This window comes from Alcanivorax sp., assembly GCF_002726155.1.
In the GTDB taxonomy this organism is placed as follows: domain Bacteria; phylum Pseudomonadota; class Gammaproteobacteria; order Pseudomonadales; family Alcanivoracaceae; genus Alcanivorax.
Genome location: NZ_PBSH01000044.1, coordinates 1 through 17,814, shown reverse-complemented (window position 1 = coordinate 17,814; position 17,814 = coordinate 1). Strand labels below are relative to the sequence as shown.

The 17,814-nt window shown below is 58.2% G+C and carries 23 protein-coding genes and 1 tRNA gene; 12 read left to right on the top strand and 12 right to left on the bottom strand.

All coding sequences use genetic code 11. The features are described 5' to 3' along the window. The first annotated feature begins 23 nt into the window (after positions 1-23). Complete coding sequence (locus tag CL546_RS14055; RefSeq protein WP_290496066.1) at positions 24-176, top strand: hypothetical protein; 153 nt, start codon at positions 24-26, stop codon at positions 174-176. After that, positions 173-1,339, top strand: coding sequence for a CmpA/NrtA family ABC transporter substrate-binding protein (locus CL546_RS14050; RefSeq protein WP_290496064.1), 1,167 nt, complete (start codon positions 173-175; stop codon positions 1,337-1,339). Before CL546_RS14055 ends, CL546_RS14050 begins: the two co-directional genes overlap by 4 nt. 213 nt (positions 1,340-1,552) lie before the next feature. Here CL546_RS14050 and CL546_RS14045 read toward each other — a convergent pair whose 3' ends face one another. The 4 genes from CL546_RS14045 to CL546_RS14030 all read right to left on the bottom strand — a co-directional run bounded on the left by CL546_RS14045 (position 1,553) and on the right by CL546_RS14030 (position 5,025). Continuing rightward, positions 1,553-2,335 carry a sulfite exporter TauE/SafE family protein gene (locus CL546_RS14045; protein WP_290496062.1) on the bottom strand — a complete coding sequence of 261 codons (783 nt, stop codon included), beginning with the start codon at positions 2,333-2,335 and terminating at the stop codon, positions 1,553-1,555. Positions 2,336-2,406: 71 nt separating this feature from the next. Next, positions 2,407-2,916 (bottom strand): flavin reductase family protein, encoded by a 510-nt coding sequence (locus CL546_RS14040; protein WP_290496060.1) that lies wholly within the window; start codon positions 2,914-2,916, stop codon positions 2,407-2,409. A gap of 83 nt (positions 2,917-2,999) precedes the next feature. Further along, complete coding sequence (locus CL546_RS14035; protein ID WP_290496058.1) at positions 3,000-4,025, bottom strand: methionine synthase; 1,026 nt, start codon at positions 4,023-4,025, stop codon at positions 3,000-3,002. A gap of 22 nt (positions 4,026-4,047) precedes the next feature. Then, positions 4,048-5,025 (bottom strand): DUF1852 domain-containing protein, encoded by a 978-nt coding sequence (locus CL546_RS14030; protein ID WP_290496056.1) that lies wholly within the window; start codon positions 5,023-5,025, stop codon positions 4,048-4,050. A 296-nt stretch (positions 5,026-5,321) separates the two neighbouring features. Between CL546_RS14030 and CL546_RS14025 the strand changes: the two genes are divergently transcribed. Continuing rightward, positions 5,322-6,239: a LysR family transcriptional regulator gene (locus tag CL546_RS14025; protein WP_290496054.1), complete on the top strand. Its 918-nt coding sequence runs from the start codon at positions 5,322-5,324 to the stop codon at positions 6,237-6,239. 42 nt (positions 6,240-6,281) lie between these two features. Here the strand turns inward: CL546_RS14025 and CL546_RS14020 are convergent, their stop codons facing one another. The 7 genes from CL546_RS14020 to CL546_RS13990 all read right to left on the bottom strand — a co-directional run bounded on the left by CL546_RS14020 (position 6,282) and on the right by CL546_RS13990 (position 10,032). After that, positions 6,282-6,746: a YehS family protein gene (locus CL546_RS14020; RefSeq protein WP_290496052.1), complete on the bottom strand. Its 465-nt coding sequence runs from the start codon at positions 6,744-6,746 to the stop codon at positions 6,282-6,284. A gap of 104 nt (positions 6,747-6,850) precedes the next feature. After that, complete coding sequence (locus tag CL546_RS14015) at positions 6,851-7,168, bottom strand: DMT family transporter (RefSeq protein WP_290496050.1); 318 nt, start codon at positions 7,166-7,168, stop codon at positions 6,851-6,853. Positions 7,169-7,283: 115 nt separating this feature from the next. Further along, entirely contained in the window at positions 7,284-7,874 is a 591-nt protein-coding gene (locus CL546_RS14010; RefSeq protein ID WP_290496048.1) for a carboxypeptidase-like regulatory domain-containing protein, read from the bottom strand. Continuing rightward, positions 7,871-8,494, bottom strand: a complete 624-nt coding sequence (locus CL546_RS14005; protein ID WP_290496046.1) for a hypothetical protein — start codon at positions 8,492-8,494, stop codon at positions 7,871-7,873. The genes CL546_RS14010 and CL546_RS14005 overlap by 4 nt, the downstream gene beginning before the upstream one ends. Positions 8,495-8,550: 56 nt before the next feature. Beyond that, positions 8,551-9,018, bottom strand: a complete 468-nt coding sequence (locus CL546_RS14000) for a CYTH domain-containing protein (protein ID WP_290496044.1) — start codon at positions 9,016-9,018, stop codon at positions 8,551-8,553. Further along, positions 9,002-9,460, bottom strand: a complete 459-nt coding sequence (locus tag CL546_RS13995) for a DUF4279 domain-containing protein (protein WP_290496042.1) — start codon at positions 9,458-9,460, stop codon at positions 9,002-9,004. The genes CL546_RS14000 and CL546_RS13995 overlap by 17 nt, the downstream gene beginning before the upstream one ends. Next, a complete protein-coding gene (locus CL546_RS13990; protein WP_290496040.1) occupies positions 9,460-10,032 on the bottom strand; it encodes a lipocalin family protein in 573 nt (190 codons plus the stop codon). Before CL546_RS13990 ends, CL546_RS13995 begins: the two co-directional genes overlap by 1 nt. A 110-nt stretch (positions 10,033-10,142) precedes the next feature. On the opposite strand from CL546_RS13990, the gene ccmA reads away from it, so the two are divergent. The 8 genes from ccmA to CL546_RS13950 all read left to right on the top strand — a co-directional run bounded on the left by ccmA (position 10,143) and on the right by CL546_RS13950 (position 16,761). After that, entirely contained in the window at positions 10,143-10,796 is a 654-nt protein-coding gene (ccmA, locus tag CL546_RS13985; RefSeq protein WP_290496037.1) for a cytochrome c biogenesis heme-transporting ATPase CcmA, read from the top strand. Beyond that, the gene (gene ccmB, locus CL546_RS13980) at positions 10,793-11,461 is read left to right on the top strand and encodes a heme exporter protein CcmB (RefSeq protein ID WP_290496035.1); all 669 of its coding nucleotides are present in this window, start codon (positions 10,793-10,795) and stop codon (positions 11,459-11,461) included. Before ccmA ends, ccmB begins: the two co-directional genes overlap by 4 nt. A gap of 64 nt (positions 11,462-11,525) precedes the next feature. Then, complete coding sequence (ccmC, locus tag CL546_RS13975) at positions 11,526-12,284, top strand: heme ABC transporter permease CcmC (RefSeq protein WP_290496033.1); 759 nt, start codon at positions 11,526-11,528, stop codon at positions 12,282-12,284. Between the two features lies 1 nt (position 12,285). Further along, positions 12,286-12,540: a heme exporter protein CcmD gene (gene ccmD / locus CL546_RS13970; RefSeq protein WP_290496031.1), complete on the top strand. Its 255-nt coding sequence runs from the start codon at positions 12,286-12,288 to the stop codon at positions 12,538-12,540. Continuing rightward, the gene (ccmE, locus tag CL546_RS13965) at positions 12,524-13,012 is read left to right on the top strand and encodes a cytochrome c maturation protein CcmE (RefSeq protein ID WP_290496029.1); all 489 of its coding nucleotides are present in this window, start codon (positions 12,524-12,526) and stop codon (positions 13,010-13,012) included. Before ccmD ends, ccmE begins: the two co-directional genes overlap by 17 nt. 170 nt (positions 13,013-13,182) lie before the next feature. Beyond that, positions 13,183-14,670: a RimK family protein gene (locus CL546_RS13960; protein WP_290496027.1), complete on the top strand. Its 1,488-nt coding sequence runs from the start codon at positions 13,183-13,185 to the stop codon at positions 14,668-14,670. A 244-nt stretch (positions 14,671-14,914) separates the two neighbouring features. Continuing rightward, positions 14,915-16,255, top strand: coding sequence for a DUF2157 domain-containing protein (locus CL546_RS13955; RefSeq protein ID WP_290496025.1), 1,341 nt, complete (start codon positions 14,915-14,917; stop codon positions 16,253-16,255). Beyond that, on the top strand, positions 16,252-16,761 hold the full coding sequence (locus CL546_RS13950) for a GDYXXLXY domain-containing protein (RefSeq protein WP_290496023.1): 510 nt from the start codon (positions 16,252-16,254) through the stop codon (positions 16,759-16,761). The genes CL546_RS13955 and CL546_RS13950 overlap by 4 nt, the downstream gene beginning before the upstream one ends. Positions 16,762-16,887: 126 nt before the next feature. Here CL546_RS13950 and CL546_RS13945 read toward each other — a convergent pair whose 3' ends face one another. Further along, entirely contained in the window at positions 16,888-17,541 is a 654-nt protein-coding gene (locus CL546_RS13945) for a glutathione S-transferase family protein (protein WP_290496021.1), read from the bottom strand. 185 nt (positions 17,542-17,726) lie between these two features. Here CL546_RS13945 and CL546_RS13940 point away from each other — a divergent pair. After that, positions 17,727-17,802, top strand: a tRNA-Glu gene (locus CL546_RS13940). The last annotated feature ends 12 nt before the right edge of the window (positions 17,803-17,814 follow it).

The following is a 17,814-nucleotide window of genomic DNA, read 5'->3' as shown; positions in this document are numbered from 1 at the left end:
ACGACGGAAAAACAGGAGACAAGATGCGACGAGTGATGCCATTGATGAAGGCGCGCAGCCTGATTGAGACACCGGAAAAGACGGTGAGCCGGGCTCCTGCCGTAGTGGGCGCCAGGCCAGTTCGCCGTCAGGCGTCCAGCACTCGCCGTGCAGCGTTCACGGAGCAACCAGAATGAAAATTCGTATCGGCTATATGCCACTGACAGACAGCTTGCCGCTGGTGGTGGCCCAGGAGGCCGGGTTCTTTGCCGCCGAAGGGCTGGATGTGGAGCTGCAACCGGAATGGAGCTGGGCCAGCCTGCGCGATCGATTACTGGTGGGGCAACTGGATGCAGCACCCATGTTGGCGCCCATGCTGTTGTCCACGTCCCTGGGGTTGGGGTGCATCAAGAAACCCCTCGCCACGGCGTTTTCCATGGGCCTGAACGGTAATGGCGTGACCGTTTCGCCGATGCTGTTTCAAGGTTTGTGTGCGTTGTCGGAAGGCCCCACGCCCAATGACATCGCCGCGGCCATGAACAAGCTGGTGGCGGCCCGTGCCTCCAGTGGGGAAGCCCCGTTGGTACTCGCCGTGGTCTTTCCGTTTTCCTGCCATGCCTATCAACTGCGTCACTGGTTGAGCGTAGCCGGGCTGGATCCGGATCATGATGTGAAGTTGGTGGTGCTGCCGCCGTCACAAATGGTGGATCACCTGCGCATGGGCCACATTGATGGTTTCTGTGTGGGCGAACCGTGGAATAGTTTGGCTGCACTGACCGGTGCCGGGCACTGTATTTTATCCGGTTATCAGATTTGGGAAAATGCTCCGGAGAAGGTGCTGGCGGTATCCCGTGACTGGGTGTCACGTCATCCGGATACCCATCGCGCGTTGCTGCGGGCGCTGTACAAGGCGGCCTGCCATGCGGATGAGAATCTGGTGGAGAGTCTGTCGTTACTGGCCCATCCCGCGTGGCTGGATGTACCGGAAGAAATCCTTCGTGCGCCGTTCAGCCAACGCTTGCCCGGCGGTCTGACTGGCCAGCCGTTTCCTGCTCATCATTTTCATGTGTTTGCCGGTTTTCACGCCAACTTCCCCTGGCGTTCCGATGCGGTTTTTCTGCTGCAGGAAATGCAGCGCTGGCGACAGTGTTCGCTGGAAGAAACGAAAACGTTTGCCGCCCAGTGCTATCGCACGGATCTGTTCCGTGATGCCCTGGCTGACTTGACCAGCCTGCCGATTATGGACAGCAAGCCCGCCGAGCGTCATGCAGGCCATTGGCAGCTGCCCGGTGAGCCGACCCCCCTGGAGCTGGGGCCGGACCGGTTGTTGAAAGTGATCGAAGATCAGGCAGAAAGCTGAGAGGCACGAGAAGCGGGTTTCCAGTTGCGAAAACCTTTATGCATTACGGGTTGCAGGTTTTTGAATTTTGAAACTCGTCACTCGTCACTCGTCACTCGTCACTCGTCACTCGTCACTCGTCACTCGTCACTCGCCGCTCGCAACTGAGTATTGCACTCATTGCCATGCAAGCGTCACCACGATATCAGTAATGCATAACGTCACACGTGCGCCTCAAACGAGAAAATTCACTCCCACGCACAGCAGCAACAGGGCGAACAACCGTTTCAGCAGCCGTGGCGACAACCGGTGTGCCAGGCGTGCGCCAAAACGGGCAAAGAACATGCTGGTAAAGGCGACCCCGACCATGGCAGGAAGGTACACGTACCCCAGGCTCCACTCGGGCAGTTGTGGCTGGTTCCAGCCAATCAGCATGAAACTCAAGGCACTGGCCGCGGCGATGGGCAGTCCGCAAGCCGACGAGGTGGCCACCGCTTGTTGCATGGGCAGGCTGCGCCAGGTGAGAAAGGGCACATTCAGAGTGCCGCCGCCGATGCCAAAGATCGCCGAGGCCCAGCCAATGACCCCGCCAGCGGCGGTCAGTCCCAGCTTGCCAGGCACGGCGCGGCTGCCTTTGGGTTTCAGGTCGAACGCCATTTGAATGGCAATAACGATGGCAAATACGCCAATGATCTTCTGAAGCATCGGCCCCTGAATTGACGCAGCCGTCAGTGAGCCAAGCCCCGCTCCAAGCAGTATGCCTATTGTCATCCAGGTGAAAATGGGCCATTGCACCGCGCCTTTGCGATGATGCTCCATCACCGAATTGATGGAGGTGAAGATGATAGTGGCCAGTGAGGTGCCAACGGCGAGATGCGTCAATACTTGTGGATCAACGCCCTGGGCGGTAAAGCTCAGAACCAGTACCGGTACGATGATGATGCCGCCGCCGACCCCAAACAGACCCGCCAATACCCCGGCCGCCGCACCCAGAATCAAATAAAGCAAAAATTCCATGTTAAACCCTTGGAAAAGCCGCACAGGTTGGCGGCGTGATGACAGAAAGAACGAATCGGAAGTGAGGGGACTCAGGGGCTGAACGTCGCATCCAGATTGCAGTATTGCCCTTTGAAATACAGCAGCGGCTGTGTGGTTGCCGCTTGCTGCAGACTCAGTGCCCGCACTTCACCAATCACGATCAGGTGATCGCCGGCTTCATGTTCGGCGTGAATGTCACAGTCGAGCCAGTGCAGGCTGCCGCCAATCAACGGGTTGCCCAGGGGAGAGGTGTTCCAGTCGATTTCTTTCCACTTGTCTGCGCCCTGTTGCGCAAAGAGGTTGGATACCGCCTTCTGTTCATCCGAGAGGATGTTCACCGCAAACCGGCCCGCCCGACGGATCTTGGGGTAGCTGAAAGAATCTCGCTTCACACTGAATGACACCAACGGTGGGGTTGTCGATACGCTGTAGAACGATTGACAGGTAAAGCCAATGGGCTCGTCATCGATGTGCGACGTAATCACGGTGAGTCCGGAGGCGAAATGGCTGAGCGCTTTGCGAAAATGCAGAGGGTCGATGGCCGTGGTGGTCAGTGACATAGTGATTCCAGAATAGGGCGTAACGCAAACGGGTGGCTCAGGGAAGAGGCGGCGCGGTCGGGCGCTCGCTCTTCCCACAGGATTCAGGCAAGTTCATTGCGCACGATTTCGGCACCGGCACTCAATGCCCGCAGCTTGCCTCTGGCAACCTGGCGAGGCAGAGGCGCCATGCCGCAGTTGGTGCACGGGTACAGCTTGTCGGCATCCACGAACTGCAGCGCCTGGCGCAAGGTGTTGGCCACTTCCTCGGGGCTTTCAACAGTCTGGGTCGCCACATCAATGGCGCCCACCATCACTTTCTTGCCGCGAATCAACTCAATCAAATCCATAGGGACGTGGGAGTTGTGGCACTCCAGGGACACCATGTCGATGCTTGAGGCCTGCAGCCTGGGGAAGGCTTCTTCATATTGTCGCCACTCGGAGCCCAGCGTTTTTTTCCAGTCGGTATTGGCTTTGATGCCGTAGCCATAACAGATATGCACGGCGGTCTCACACTTGAGCCCTTCAATGGCTTTTTCCAGTGTGGCCACGCCCCAGTCATTCACTTCATCAAAAAATACATTAAAAGCAGGCTCGTCGAACTGAATGATGTCAACGCCTGCCGCCTCCAGTTCCCTGGCTTCCTGATTGAGTATTTTAGCGAATTCCCAGGCCAGCTTTTCCCGGCTTTTGTAATGGGCATCGTAAAGCGTATCGATCATGGTCATGGGACCGGGCAGGGCCCATTTGATCGGTTGTTGTGTCTGCTCACGCAGAAAGCGGGCATTGTCCACAAACACCGGTTTCTGGCGGCTAACCGCCCCCACGACTGTGGGGACACTGGCATCGTAACGGTCGCGGATCTTCACCGTCTCGCGTTTCTCGAAATCCACTCCGTCCAGGTGCTCGATAAAGGTGGTCACGAAGTGCTGACGGGTTTGCTCACCATCGCTGACGATGTCGATGCCGGCCAGTTGCTGCTCATGCAAGCTCAGGCGCAGGGCGTCCTGTTTGCCTTCAATGAGAGCCTCGCCCTGCAACTTCCAGGGGGACCAGAGCGTTTCGGGTTCGGCCAGCCAGGAAGGCTTGGGCAAACTGCCCGCCGTGGATGTGGGTAACAATCGTTTCATTATCTGTACTGCCGTGTATGAGTTAAATGCCGTAATTCGCAGACCACTGATTCAGCACCGTTCGGTAAGGCTCGATCAGGTTCTCCTCAGTGAATTTTCCTTGCTTGACGGCCAATTGACTGCGTTCTTCCCGGTCATAGTGAATGCGGGTAAGGGAGTAGTCCGAGTGCTTCAGGCTGGGCTGGTAGCGATTGCCGGCTTCGGAATTGGCGTTGTAAATTTCGGGCCGATAGATTCTCTGGAACGTTTCCATGGTGCTGATGGTGCTGATCAGCTCCAGGTTGGTGTAATCGTTCACCAGGTCGCCAAAGAAGAAAAAGGCCAGCGGCGCCACGCTGTGGGGCGGCATGAAATAGCGCACGCTCAACCCCATTTTCTTGAAGTAACTCTCAGTCAGTGACGATTCATTGGGCAGGTACTCAAACCCCAGAACGGGGTGATGATTCTCGGTGCGGGTGTACACCTTGTTATCCGATACGCTGATACAGATCACCGGCAATTTGCTGAAGTTTTCCTGGTAAGCGCTTGAGTTAACGAAATGCTTGAACAGCTTGCCGTGCAGATCGCCGAAGTTTTCAGGGATGCTGAAGTGCGGCTGGTCCTTGTTATGGTTCTGCAGGGCGATGCTGAAGTCATAGTCCCGCAGGTAAGAGGAAAAATTGTTCCCGACCACCCCTTCGATATGCTTGTTGGTGTGCCGGTCAAAGATACGGGTTTTCAGTATTTCAATGGTCGGGAAGGTTTCGCCCTTGCCTTCGATGTCGATATCCACCGACACAATGTCGTGTTGCACGGTGTATCGGTCGCCGTTGGGGTTGTCCCAATGTGCCAGCGCGTTGAACCGGTTGTTGATCATCGTCAGGGTGTCGCGCAGGTTTTCCCGGCGTCGCTCACCCCGGGCCAGGTTGGCAAAGTTGGTGGTAATGCGCGTGTTGTCGGATGGACGGTAATCCTCGTCGAAACTAATGCGCTTGATGCTGAAAGTGAATTCGTTGCTCATGATGACAGGGCGTCCGCGTCAGTATTGGGCATGGCTTGCATCGCAGTGCGTGTACCGCAATGCAACCTGATTGGTGGCCATTATGCCCAAGGCGAGACTTGAGTTTAATTGGTATTATTTCAACATTTCATGAGATATTCTCATCTTGGCGTTATCCCTGAAACGCGCAATCTGACTGTTGGGGTGCGTAACACCGGGTGGGTGCGAGGTTTGCGGCGTTGCAATGCGAGAGCTTGTTGCAGGGGCGCACGGCGATGTAACCCCCCGTCTCACAATGGAACATGTTGGAGGATCAGATGCTGGAATTACGACATCTTGCCACCCTGCGGGCGATGGATGAGGCGGGCTCAATGGTGGAGGCGGCAGATCGGCTGCATGTCACCCAGTCGGCTTTATCACACCAGCTGAAAGATCTGGAACACCGTTTGGGCATGGAATTGGTCGTGCGGCGCTCCCGTCCGGTGCGCTTTACCACCGCCGGGTTGCGATTGCTGGCGTTGGGGCGGGAGATTCTTCCCCGGGTGCAGCAGACGGAGAGGGAGCTTAAGCGCCTGGCCGCCGGGCAGACCGGGCGGCTGCATATCGCCATTGAGTGCCATTCCTGTTTTCAGTGGCTGATGCCGGCCCTGGATGCGTTTCGGGAACACTGGCCGGAAGTAGAGCTGGATCTGTCTGCGGCTTTCAGTTTTGCCCCGTTGCCGGCGTTGGTGCGCGGGGACCTGGACATGGTGATCAGTTCCGACCCGGTGGAAAACGAGGCTGTACTTTATGTACCGCTGTTTCGCTACGAGCTGGTGCTGGCGGTGTCACGGCAGTCGCCGCTGGCGGCGCAGAAGTGGATTCTTCCGGAAGACTTCGCCGACCAGACCTTGATTACCTACCCGGTGGAGCGGCAACGACTGGATGTGTTCACCGCCTTTCTGGATCCGGCCGGCGCCGAACCTGCTGCTATCCGCACCGCCGAGCTGACCCCGATGACCGCACAACTGGTGGCGGCAGGCCGGGGTGTGGCAGCGCTGCCGAACTGGGCGCTAACGGAATACACCGAGCATGACTTGCTGAAAACCGTGCGGCTTGGAGAAAAGGGGGTGTGGCGCACGCTCTATGCGGCGGTGCGAGCTGAGGACGAACAGACGCCTTATGTGCAGGAGTTTCTCGGTACCGCCCGTGACCTGTCCTTCAAGACCTTGAGTGGCATCAGGGCGGTGCGTTAGGGAGCCGTAGGCTTTATGCGTCTGGTGCCCAGCGTGAGACCGCTATTCCCCATCCCTGAACTGGATCTGCAAGCCTTTGAGAAAGTTTCGCAGAATCTGGTCCTTGCACTCGCGATAGTGCTTGTGGCCGGGTTTGCGGAAGAAGGCGCTGAGTTCGTGTTTGCTCATGCGGAAGTTGGCCAGCTCGAGCACCGCCAGCACGTCTTCGGCCTGCAGGTTCAGGGCGATCTTCAGTTTCATGAAAATCATGTTGTTGGTGAGGCGGCTTTCCGGTTCCGGTTGTTGCCCGGGTTTCTTGCCGCGCAGTGCATTGATCAGGCCGTTGAGAAAAATCGCCAGGGTGCGATCGGTGCATTTTTGAAAGGCCGGGTCGTCGTCCTTTTTCAGCCAGTCGCTGATCTGCTCCCGGGTGACGGTTTCGCCGGCTTCGGCGAAAACGCCGATCATGCGAGTGTCGTCGAAATCGAAGATGTACCGGGTGCGGCGAAGGACGTCGTTATTGAGCATGCGGGACCTGTGGTGAGGGAAACGGAGGGGCGTGACCGCCATGATTCACGGGTAATAGTACAGGGAACCGGTGGCGGGAACACGCCTGCATATCCGTCGACGTTTCAGGGGGTGAAGATTTTTAGCCCTACTATGCCGGCCAGAATCAGCCCGAGACAGAGTAACCGTGGGGCGTTAACCGCATCCTGGAACAGCACAATACCCAACAGCACAGTGCCGATGGTGCCGATGCCAGTCCACACTGCGTAGGCGGTGCCCACGGGCAAGGTCTGCATGGCTTTGGCCAATAGCCAGAAGCTGGCGACCATGCCGATGAGGGTCAGTAGTGAAGGAAGCGGGCGGGTAAAGCCGTGGCTGGCTTTCAGCCCCAATGCCCAGCCGGTTTCAATAATGCCTGCAAGAATAACCAAGGCCCATGCCATGACGTGTCTCCTGTCATGGGGCCGTCCCCGTTATGTGGTTGATGCGATGGAGGTGCCTGCCGGGTCGTCCACGGCAGACGTTGGTCTTCAGTATAGCTCAGACTGGTTGGCTGAATCACGGTTCCTGAGAGGCGAGAATTTTCTCAATACGCCCGGGATCACGGCAAAGCGTGAGCAGGGAGTCCTGGAAGGGTCGCCGTGCTTCCTCATTGAAATGTTGCTGTATCCACTGCGTGAGCTGTTGCTGGTAATGGAAGTAGGGGCAGTCTTCCACTGGTGTGGTTTCTATATGTGAGAACAGCGGTACGGTGATTTCCCGGTGCTGTTCACCGGTTGGAGGGGCGATGGTGCGCGTTTCGGCCACGGCGTCGGGGTAGTCCGGGTGGCTGATTGTCCACTGGTCCGAGGCCAGATAGCTGGCCGGCATGGCCATATGGAAACCGATGTGGGAGCTGCCGGGCAGGGTAAATTCCCCGTGCGCATTGCTGGTGGCAGTGCGCGGCGGCTCAGGGGCATCGGGGGAGGCAATCAGGCTGATGGTGGCGCCGCTGATCGGGGCGCCGGTGTCGCCATCGATTACCGTGCCGCTCACGGGTTGGGCGTCCCACAGACGCTGGACAGTGGGAATGCAGCCGGTCAGTAGCAGGGCAAGCGTAGCGCCTGCCAGTGGGTAGGCGAGTGCCTTCTTTGTGGATGACCTGATCATGACACGGTCTCTATCAGACTGGAGAGAAAGGTATCCGTTTGCTCTGGAAAATAACCGCTGGCCAGGCCGAGCAAAATGAGCGCCCACAGGCTGATGCCCAGCAAGATCCAGATACCGTTGGCGAGGGTTAGTCGGTTATTGAGCAGGCCGTGCTCATCCCCCTGGGACAAGTTGATGGCTTTTTGAGCCTTGAACAGGACGGCCCAGGTGACCGGGAGAAGCGCCAGTGAAATCAGATCCAGAATGCCAAAGGTTTCCATACTGGCGGCGGCTCGGTCAGACACGGTACTGATCAGGTAGGAGAGGACATACAGGGTCGCCATGATGGTGACCGGTAAGGGTTTTGTCGTGCCCTTGTTTTCGTCATTGATGGTTTTCATCAGCGAGGCAAAGAAAAATACGCTGAACAGGGCACGTGCTACGGGCTGCACTTTTTTCTGCCGGATGTCTTTCTGGTTCTGCCAGTTTCTGAAATTCCAGTAGACGTCATAGATGCCCAGGGTCGCCCAGAAAAGCAGATTGAATTTCCAGGGAGCGATCACATAGAGCGCCACGCCTGGCCGATCTGATTCCGGTGCGATGATCTCGCTGGCCGGAGCCTGGTAGAGGTTGGATTCCATTGCTGTCCCCCGTGTTCGTGCTTGCCGATTGTATTTTTGGATAATGATGGCGGTGATTACGGCCAGCTTTTGTAGGGTGTGGTGCTTAGCGCACTGTTATAATAGCGGCTGTCGCCGGTAACTTCTTCTCCTAGCCAGGCGGGTCTGTCAAAGGCGGTCGCTTCGCTGGGTAGTTCGATTTCTGCCACGATCAGTCCGTCGTTGTCACCGTGAAACACATCAATTTCCCAGCACAGATCGCCTTGTGGCAACCGGTAGCGGGTTTTATCAATGACACCGGCCCCACACAGCTCGGTGAGCATCTGCCGCGCGTCTGCCACCGGAATGGGGTATTCGAACTCACTACGGGTGGCGCCCACGGTTTTGCCCTTGATGGTTAACCAGGCAGTGTCGCCGGTGGTGCGCACTCGCACGGTGGCGTTCTTGTCATGGCTCAGGTAGCCCTGGGTAAGTCGCTCCCCGGGCAGGGTGTTGATAATGGTCAAGTCATTGACCTGAAACTTGCGTTCAATTTCCGTTGCCATGGCTGCCGTCGATTCCCAGTTGGTCAAAGCTGATATCAAAACCCAGTGTTTGATAGCCGTTGATGATGTCGGCAGGCAGATAAAACGCCGGGTCGTCCATAAAGAAGTACTGTGACACACCGATGCCGTAACGGTAATGCGTTTCCCACACGCTGTTCTCCGGTTCGGGATTATCGGCGTCGGGGTTATCCAGCGCAGAAAGTCGGGGCGCCAGGCGCTGCAGCTTGTAAAGCAGCTTTTCAAAATGATCCCGGTGGCTGGCGGTATGGTCCAGCTGGCTGGAGAGAATCCAGCGATTTTCCTTGCGCAGTGCCTCGGGGGCGGCATCGCTGTAGTTCTCGCCTTCGCGCCAGTAATCGTCCGCATTCTGGCCCAGTAACAGGTCCAGTTGTTGCGGGTCGTGGTCGAAGCCGAACACGGCAAAATAGACGTGATGTTCCATTACGGCTTACCGGGGCGCAGGGTGCGGTTGCGTTCCAGCTGATCTACCGGAAAGCCCTTGTCCTCGGCCACCTGCACCAGTGCCTGGTACTGGTCATCGTTGAGCTCCGGCTGGCGCGCCAGTATCCACAGATATTCGCGGCTGGGTTCGCCGATCACCACCGTCTGGTAGTCCTTATCCAGGGCGATTATCCAGTAGTTGCCTTCGGTAATGGTGGGAATCAGTTTCGATACCCAGTTATCAAAGCGCACTTTCAGCTTGGCATTGCCGGAATCGGGGACAATGCGCGCGGTGCCTTCGGCTTCACTGGCTTCGTCGCCTTCGCGCTGGCAACGGTTCACCACCTTGATAGTGCCATCGTCATTGGGGCTGTAGGTGGCGGTGGAGTCGTAGCAGTCGCGCTGAAACCATTGCGGCAGGCGGGCGATTTCATACCAGGTGCCGGCATAGCGTTGCAGATCTACCTGGTCCACCGTGGCCAGAGGCTTGTCGCCGCCACAGGCGGCCAGGACCCCGCTGATCAGCATGATGGACAGGAATCGGATGGCACGGGCAGTGTGGGTTACGAACATCGATGTCTCCTCTGGGGTGGCACTAGCTACAGGCTATCGGCTTCTTGCTGGCGATCAAGCCCGTTTTGAACTGTCGTGCTATACTTCGGCGCTGTTTTAGGGAGCCCGATTTGAGCCAGCCATCCACCCATTCTGATGCCGAAACCGCCCCCCGGCTTGTGCTGGAGCAGCTTAGCTGTGAGCGCGATGACCGGCTGTTGTTCAGCGGTTTGAGCTTGACCGCATCGGCCGGTGAAATCTGGCAGATCACCGGCGCCAACGGTGCCGGCAAAACCACGTTGTTACGCATTCTGGTGGGGCTGCACGGCTTCTATGAAGGCGTATGCCAGTGGTGGCAACCTCAATGGCAACAGGAATTACTCTACCTGGGTCACCAGCCAGGGGTACGTGAAGAGCTCAATCCACTGGAGAACTTGCGTTACGCCTGCGCGTTAAGCGAGCAGGGAGGCGACCCCATGGCGGCGCTGGCGGCGGTGGGCTTGCAAGGTTTTGAAGATGTGCCGGCGGCGCACTTGTCCGCCGGGCAAAAGCGCCGTATTGCGCTGGCGCGCCTGTGGCTGGAGCACAAGGCCGTGTGGGTGCTGGATGAGCCTTATACCGCCATCGACCAGGATGGGGTGGCGGCGCTGGACCAGCAGATCCAGCAGGCGGCGCAGGCCGGCGCGCTGGTGATCTATACCTCCCACCATCAGGTTGGCGATGGCGTGCGGCAACTGCATCTGGCCCACGGGCAGGCGGAAGTGACGGAAGGGGGGCAGCCATGAGCGTATTTCGTGCGGCCCTGGTCCGGGAATTATTGGTGTTATGGCGTAGCCCGGCAGAAATCATCAATCCGCTGTTTTTCTTTGTGATGGTGATCAGCCTGTTTCCGTTGGCGATTTCGCCGAAACCGGAACTGCTGGCGCTGGTGGCTCCCGGCGTACTCTGGGTGGCGGCGTTGCTGGCGGTGATGCTGTCGCTGGATGGCCTGTTCCGGCGCGACCAGGAAAGCGGCGTGCTGGAATTGCTGCTCACCGCGCCGGTGATGGCGGTGGTGCCAGTGAGTGCCAAACTGCTGGCGCACTGGCTGCTGACCGGTTTGCCGCTGGTGCTGATCTCCCCAGTGCTGGCGCATATGCTGCAGCTGCCTGATGGGGTGCTGGGTACAGTGATGCTGAGTTTGCTGTTGGGGACCCCGGCGCTGACCATTATCGGCGCCATCGGTGCGGCGCTCACCGTGGGCCTGAATCGGGGGGGGATTCTGTTGGCGGTGTTGGTGTTGCCGCTGTACATTCCGGTGCTGATTTTTGGCGCCGGGGCGGTCAGTGCCGCAGTCGATGGCGGTGCGGTGAATGGCATCCTGGCTATCCTTGGGGCTTTGCTGGCCCTGACGGTGAGCCTGGGACCATTGGCGGTGGCCGCAGGTTTGAAGATCAGTTCCGGGAATTAAGCGCACCTTTCCCGAAGGGAAAGAGGGCGTTATTGAAGGTCGCTAGGTGAAGGTAGGTGTCTGAATGGTTTGGCAAACGATAAAACGCTGGTACCACATGCTCGGTTCGCCGCGTTACTTCTATACGTTCAGTTCTGCGCTACTGCCGTGGCTGACGCCCATCGCGTTGTTGGTGTTTACCGTGGGCATCGTCTGGGGGCTGGCGTTTGCCCCCAGTGATTATCAGCAGGGCAACAGTTACCGGATCATCTTTATTCATGTGCCGGCGTCCAGCGGTGCGCTGATGGGCTACGTGGCCATGGGCGTGGCGGGTCTGGTGGCTGTGGTCTGGCGAATGAAGATGGCCGAAGTGATGATGAAGGCCATTGCGCCTTTCGGGGCGGCGCTGGCTGCCATTTCCCTGGCTACCGGTGCGCTGTGGGGCAAGCCCACCTGGGGCACCTACTGGCAATGGGATGCCCGTATGACCTCCATGCTGATTCTGCTGTTCATGTACGTGGGTGTGATTGCCCTGCAAAACGTGATCCGCGACCCGCGCCAGGCGGCCCGTGCCGCCGGTTTGCTGGCCATGGTGGGGGTGATCAATGTGATCATCGTGAAATATTCGGTGGAATGGGTGCAGACCCTGCATCAGGGGTCGACTCTGAAACTGGTGGGAGAATCCACCATCAACCCTGCCATGAAATACCCGCTGTTGATCAGCATGCTGGGAACCTGGCTGCTGTATGCGGTCAATGTACTGGTACGTGCACGCACCGAAGTGGTGTGGCGCGAGCGGCGCAGCAAGTGGGTGCGCAAGCTGGTGAAGGGTGGGGGGCAATAGTATGTACTTTGACAGCGTTGCCGATTTTCTGGCCATGGGGAAACACGGTTTTTATGTCTGGAGCGCCTACGGAATCAGCGCGCTCCTGATTGGTGCCAGCATGGTGCTGGCAATACGCGGACAGGGACAGGTGCGCCAAACGCTGGCGCGGCAGTGGCGACTTGAGGCGATGGCAAAACAACAGGCTCAAGAGAAGCAACGCCGCCAGCAACACACTGAGCATAAACCTGAGGTAGATGATGAATCCGGTACGTAAGCAGCGTCTTTTGGTGGTACTCGCCGTTCTGATCGGGCTGGGCATTGCCTGCGGCCTGATGTTTTATGCGCTGCGTCAGAACATCAATCTGTTCTACACACCCCAGCAGATTGCCGCAGGGGAAGCCCCGCTGGATGCCCAGATGCGTGTGGGTGGCCTGGTGGAGCCCGGTACGGTCATCCGTAACCCGGAAACCCTGGACGTTACCTTCGGGCTTACCGATGGCAAGGGGCGTTTCACCGTGCATTATCAGGGCATCCTGCCGGACCTGTTTCGCGAAGGGCAGGGCATTGTGGCCAATGGCACGCTGGTGAGCCGGACTCGCTTTGAAGCCGAGGAAGTGCTGGCCAAGCATGATGAAACCTACATGCCGCCGGAAGTGCAGGACGCACTGGAAAAAGCCGGCCACCCGGGTGCCAGCAAGGCTGACCCTAAGGGCGGCGAGAAGGAATATACTCCTTCCGGGTATTAAACCCCTGACCGGGTTTCGCGCCGCGAAGCCCGGTATCTCACGGTCGTCACGTCTGTTTGCCGATCCCCTCGTTTCACCCCGTAATTTTTTCTTGCTGACAACCCGGTTCCGGCCCTACATTTGCGCTTATCAGGCCCCGCTTCGGGTGCCGTCTTTGTTCAGGGCTTTTCATGAGTCAGGTCATCATTCTGGTAGACGATCCCGCCGACTGGGCCGCCTACTATCCCGCCCGCCATTTGTTGTCTGCCAAGGACTACCTGCAAGCGCAGCAGCCGGTCTGTACCGACAAGAAAGTGCAGGTGATCAACCTGTGCCGCAGCTATAAATACCTGAGCCCGGGCTACTATTGCTCGTTGCTGGCAGAGGCTCGGGGTCAGCGTGTGTTGCCTTCTGTGCGCACGGTGAATGATCTGAGCCGCAAGGCGCTCTATGGCCTGCATTTCGGCCAGTTCGAAGCGGCGCTGGACAAGGCCATGAAACGCAAGGGGGGTAGCAGTGACCATTTCAGCCTGCTGCTGTTCTTCGGTCACACCGAGCAGGAAGGCCTGGCAGATTTGGGGCGGCAGATTTTCGATCAGTTACCGTGTCCGTTGCTGAAGGTGGATTTTCGCCGCCGCGAGCAGTGGGCTATCGAGGCACTGAAACCGCTGACCCTGAAACAGCTGAAAGGGGCAGAAGAAGATGCCTTTGCCCGCGCGCTGGAGCAATTCAATGCCCGGGTGTGGCGTAACCCCCGCCGGCGCCGTGGCGACCGCTATGAGCTGGCCATGCTGGTCAACGACGAAGAGGCGTTGCCACCCAGCAACAAGACTGCCCTGAAGCGTTTTATCCGTGCAGGACGGCAGCTGGGCATCAAGGTGGATCTGGTAGGTCGTGACGCGTATACACGCCTTGGCGAATACGACGGCCTGTTTATTCGTGAAACCACCGCGCTGGATCATCATACCTACCAGTTTGCCCGCAAGGCGGAGCAGGAAGGCATGGTGGTGATCGACGATCCGGGTTCGATTTTGCGCTGCACCAACAAGATTTATCTGGCGGAGCTGATGCACGCCAATAATGTCCCGGTGCCACCGACTGCGTTTGTGTTCAGCGACGATGACGCCCAGATCGACCAGCTGGTGGCGGAGCTGAAACTGCCCATGGTGCTGAAGATCCCGGATGGCAGTTTTTCCCGGGGAATCAGCAAGGTGGCCACCCGTGAAGCGTTGGCAGAGGCCTTGCGCGGTTATTTGAAACAGTCCTCGGTGGTGTTGGCACAGGCGTTCATGTACACCGATTACGACTGGCGTATTGGTGTGCTGAACCACCGCCCGTTGTTTGCTTGCCAGTATTTCATGAGCAAGGGGCATTGGCAGATTTACCACCACCAGAGCAGCGGCAAAACCGCGTCCGGCAACAGCAGGACGCTGCCGGTGCAGGAGGTGCCGCCCAAGGTGCTCAAAGCCGCGCTGAAGGCGGCCCGGCTAATGGGCAACGGCTTGTACGGTGTGGACTTGAAGCAATCCGGCGACGATGTGGTGGTCATCGAAGTGAACGACAACCCTAATATCGATGCGGGGGTGGAAGATGCCTGGCTGGGTGAAGACCTGTACCGGCAGGTGATGCTGGAATTCCTGCGACGCCTGGAAGCCAAGCGCATCGGTTTGCCGGTGTGATCTGGGGGCAAGCGATAAACGCTGCCGGGCTGCTGTAGGAGTCCCGCTTGAAGGACGAACCGCGCGCAGCGCGGCATTTCCGCCCTCTGATGTGCCTCGCCAAGGCTCGTCGGGTTCGCGGCTCGAGCGCCGCTCCTACGGTGGCTGGCTTTTTTCTGCGTGTTGCGTCGAATCCATAACACCCGCATGGATTGCCTTTGCGTCCACCTTGCTGTCTGATCGGGAAAAAGCACAGGGATTTTGCATGCAACTTCTTGGTTTATTGCGGCGTGAGCTGCGAAGCGAATGCCGCCAGTGGGTGGTCGACGGGGATATCAGCGAGGAGCAGGGCAACCGGATCCTTGCTCGCTATGACACCCACCTGGACGACGATGCGGACGGCTCACTGGCCTACAAGGTGCTGGTTACCGTGGCGCTGCTGTTTGTGGGCCTGGCTATATTGTTGCTGGTCTCTGCCAACTGGGAAGACATTCCCCGCGCGATACGCATGTTAGGGCTGATCGCCACCACCATTACGCTGAACCTGATCGGCATCCGGGGCCATGTGAAGCAGGGCGAGGGCAGCGGCTGGTTGTTCCTGGGGGGCATTAGTTATGGCGCCTCGATCATGCTGATTGCGCAGATTTATCATCTGGGGGAGCACTTCCCGGATGGCCTGTTCTATTGGGCGCTGGGTGTCGCACCCATGGCCTGGCTGGTGCGCAGCCGATTACTTGCCTTGCTGATGCTGGCGGTGGCGTTTTTGTGGATGGGCGCGCAAGGCCAATACACACCGCCCTGGGCCATGGTGCTGTTTCTGGGCGTGGCGGGTGCCGTTGCCTTGCGGGCGCATTCCGGTGGCTTGTTGCTGGTTGTTATTGCGGTATTGGTGAGCTGGCTGAACCTGCTACTCGGTTGGGTGTACGGTGACGGCTGGGGCCCGGATTTTGAAGCCGGTCACCTGTCCCTGAACATGGGCTTGCTGGCGTTACTGTATGCCTTCAGTCACTGGGCGGCGCAAAGCGAGGCTCATTATCTGCGACGTTCAGGCAGCCTGGTGGGGCTGTGGTCACTGCGTGGCTATTTACTGTTGCTGCTGATGTTCTCATTCAGGGAGTTTTCCGAAGGGTATCTGCATGAGCTGGTCGGGCTGGCCGATCCGGGGTTGTGGGCCGGGTTGCTGGCGGCGCTGTTGGCGTCTGCGTGGGTGGTCGTTCGCCGTTTGGGCTCCAGTGGCCCCCGCCTGCTGGTGATGCTGTTGCCCTTTGTATTGTTGGGTATTCATGCCTTTGGGGCCACGGAAACGGCGTTTGGGGATGCGGCATGGGTGTTTGTGGTGGCGGTGAATCTGCTGGCGCTGCTGTCTGCCATTGTGCTGATTCAGGAAGGTCTCAAGCGCGGGCTGACCCAATACTTCTATAGCGGCATTGTGTTGATACTGCTGCTGGCGCTGATGCGTTATCTGGATCTGTTTGGGGACTATCTGGGGGCGGCGGCCATGTTCCTGGTGGCCGCCGCGGTGCTATACGGCGCAGCCCGCTTCTGGCGGCGACAACAGAATCAGGAAGCGGTAAGCAAGACCGCCGCCGGGGAGGGGCAATCATGAAGCGCTGTCATGTGATGGGGTTGATGGTGGCCCTTGGGTTACAGGTCGCGGTGATGGCGGGAGTGTTCCTCGGCGGGGTTTATCCATTGTGGGTCGGTGAGGAAATTCGCCTGGAAACCCGGCCGGTGGACCCGCGAGATCTGTTTCGCGGCAATTATGCCCGCCTGGGCTATGACTTCAGCACCCTGAAAGCGTCAGATTTGCGACCGGGCGATGTGGTGTATTTGCCTCTGGAAAAACAGTCTGATGAAGCGCTGTGGCGGGGCGGTGAGCCCCAGGCCACTGAGCCGGAAACCGGGTTGTACCTTCGGGGTCGCGTGGCCGGCCAGCCCTGGAGCGCAGGCAGTACCGTGAAATATGGTATTGAGGAGTTGTTTGCTCCTAAGGAAAAAGCACTGGCGTTGGAGAGACAGTTGCGCGATAGCGCGGTGGCGGTGGTACGTGTGGCACCTAACGGCAAGGCTGCGCTGGTGACAGTGGAGGCAAAGGCAGTTAATAATGAATAGTGAATAACGCGCGATCCAGGTTTCCTGCTTTTGAAACGCAAGAGGCCGCGTCCATGGCTTGGGCGCGGCCTCTTGCGTTGCAGGTTTATATACGCTTTCACGCGTCGTTATTAATTATTAATTGCTTCACCCCATGACTTTCTGGATAAAGCCGGTTTCTTTCTCGATGGCTTGGGCGAAGGGCGCCAGAGCGTGCATGCGCTCAGTGTGTGCGGCCAGGTTTGGATAGGTCGCCGGGTCAATCGTTTCGCCACCATGGCGGAAATTGACCATCTGGCTGGCCAGGGCAATATCGGCTACGGTCATGCTGTCGCCCACCAGGAATTTACGGCCGTCCAGTGTCTTGTCCAGGTAGGCAAACAGCGGCGGGATCGTTGTACTCAAGGCATGCTGTACCTTTTCTTCATCGCATTCCTTACCGAGCAAGCGCATGACCACGCGGTTACGGAACACAGCAAAAGTACAGCGCATGGCCAGGTCATAATCGATGAAACGCTCAAACCAGATGGTTTGTCCCATTTCCATGGCATCGCTGGGGTAGAGCGCCGGCTCCGGATGTGTCTTTTCCATCCAGGCACAAATGGCAGCGGAGTCAGCCAGGAACTGGCCATCCACTTCCAGCGCAGGAATCCGTTTCATCGGGCTGATCTTTTCATAGCCCTCCGGCGTGTTGTTAGGGTCAATGTGGACAGATTCGAACTCGATCCCTTTCAGTGCCAGAGCAACCCGGGTCTTGCGGACGAAAGGTGACAGGGCGGCCCCGTACAACTTGATGGACATGCTTCTCTCCCGATAAGTGAATGTTTTTTCGCCAATTTGATGGAATTGGCAGGGTTATAGCGCGCCATTACTAGAGCAGCATGACTTTTTCGGGTCAATGATGGTCTGCGACAAAATTTTTCCTTGACGATTGCCCGGCAGATACCTATTCTACGCGCCGCTTTGACGTACCAAGTCAAGCCCGGGTCCCCTTCGTCTAGTGGCCCAGGACACCGCCCTTTCACGGCGGTAACAGGGGTTCGACTCCCCTAGGGGACGCCACTAATTCGCTAG

Excerpts from the sequence above, each read along its gene's own strand:
- CL546_RS14040 (WP_290496060.1), bottom strand. The coding sequence starts at position 2,916 with ATGTCACTGACCACCACGGCCATCGACCCTCTGCATTTTCGCAAAGCG.
- CL546_RS14030 (WP_290496056.1), bottom strand. The coding sequence starts at position 5,025 with ATGAGCAACGAATTCACTTTCAGCATCAAGCGCATTAGTTTCGACGAG.
- CL546_RS14020 (WP_290496052.1), bottom strand. The coding sequence starts at position 6,746 with ATGCTCAATAACGACGTCCTTCGCCGCACCCGGTACATCTTCGATTTC.
- CL546_RS14045 (WP_290496062.1), bottom strand. The coding sequence starts at position 2,335 with ATGGAATTTTTGCTTTATTTGATTCTGGGTGCGGCGGCCGGGGTATTG.
- CL546_RS14035 (WP_290496058.1), bottom strand. The coding sequence starts at position 4,025 with ATGAAACGATTGTTACCCACATCCACGGCGGGCAGTTTGCCCAAGCCT.
- ccmE (WP_290496029.1), top strand. The coding sequence starts at position 12,524 with ATGAATCCGGTACGTAAGCAGCGTCTTTTGGTGGTACTCGCCGTTCTG.
- CL546_RS13945 (WP_290496021.1), bottom strand. The coding sequence starts at position 17,541 with ATGTCCATCAAGTTGTACGGGGCCGCCCTGTCACCTTTCGTCCGCAAG.
- CL546_RS14000 (WP_290496044.1), bottom strand. The coding sequence starts at position 9,018 with ATGGCAACGGAAATTGAACGCAAGTTTCAGGTCAATGACTTGACCATT.
- CL546_RS13950 (WP_290496023.1), top strand. The coding sequence starts at position 16,252 with ATGAAGCGCTGTCATGTGATGGGGTTGATGGTGGCCCTTGGGTTACAG.
- CL546_RS14050 (WP_290496064.1), top strand. The coding sequence starts at position 173 with ATGAAAATTCGTATCGGCTATATGCCACTGACAGACAGCTTGCCGCTG.
- CL546_RS13990 (WP_290496040.1), bottom strand. The coding sequence starts at position 10,032 with ATGTTCGTAACCCACACTGCCCGTGCCATCCGATTCCTGTCCATCATG.
- CL546_RS14010 (WP_290496048.1), bottom strand. The coding sequence starts at position 7,874 with ATGATCAGGTCATCCACAAAGAAGGCACTCGCCTACCCACTGGCAGGC.
- CL546_RS13955 (WP_290496025.1), top strand. The coding sequence starts at position 14,915 with ATGCAACTTCTTGGTTTATTGCGGCGTGAGCTGCGAAGCGAATGCCGC.
- ccmB (WP_290496035.1), top strand. The coding sequence starts at position 10,793 with ATGAGCGTATTTCGTGCGGCCCTGGTCCGGGAATTATTGGTGTTATGG.
- CL546_RS14055 (WP_290496066.1), top strand. The coding sequence starts at position 24 with ATGCGACGAGTGATGCCATTGATGAAGGCGCGCAGCCTGATTGAGACA.
- CL546_RS13995 (WP_290496042.1), bottom strand. The coding sequence starts at position 9,460 with ATGGAACATCACGTCTATTTTGCCGTGTTCGGCTTCGACCACGACCCG.
- ccmD (WP_290496031.1), top strand. The coding sequence starts at position 12,286 with ATGTACTTTGACAGCGTTGCCGATTTTCTGGCCATGGGGAAACACGGT.
- ccmC (WP_290496033.1), top strand. The coding sequence starts at position 11,526 with ATGGTTTGGCAAACGATAAAACGCTGGTACCACATGCTCGGTTCGCCG.
- CL546_RS14025 (WP_290496054.1), top strand. The coding sequence starts at position 5,322 with ATGCTGGAATTACGACATCTTGCCACCCTGCGGGCGATGGATGAGGCG.
- CL546_RS14005 (WP_290496046.1), bottom strand. The coding sequence starts at position 8,494 with ATGGAATCCAACCTCTACCAGGCTCCGGCCAGCGAGATCATCGCACCG.
- CL546_RS14015 (WP_290496050.1), bottom strand. The coding sequence starts at position 7,168 with ATGGCATGGGCCTTGGTTATTCTTGCAGGCATTATTGAAACCGGCTGG.
- CL546_RS13960 (WP_290496027.1), top strand. The coding sequence starts at position 13,183 with ATGAGTCAGGTCATCATTCTGGTAGACGATCCCGCCGACTGGGCCGCC.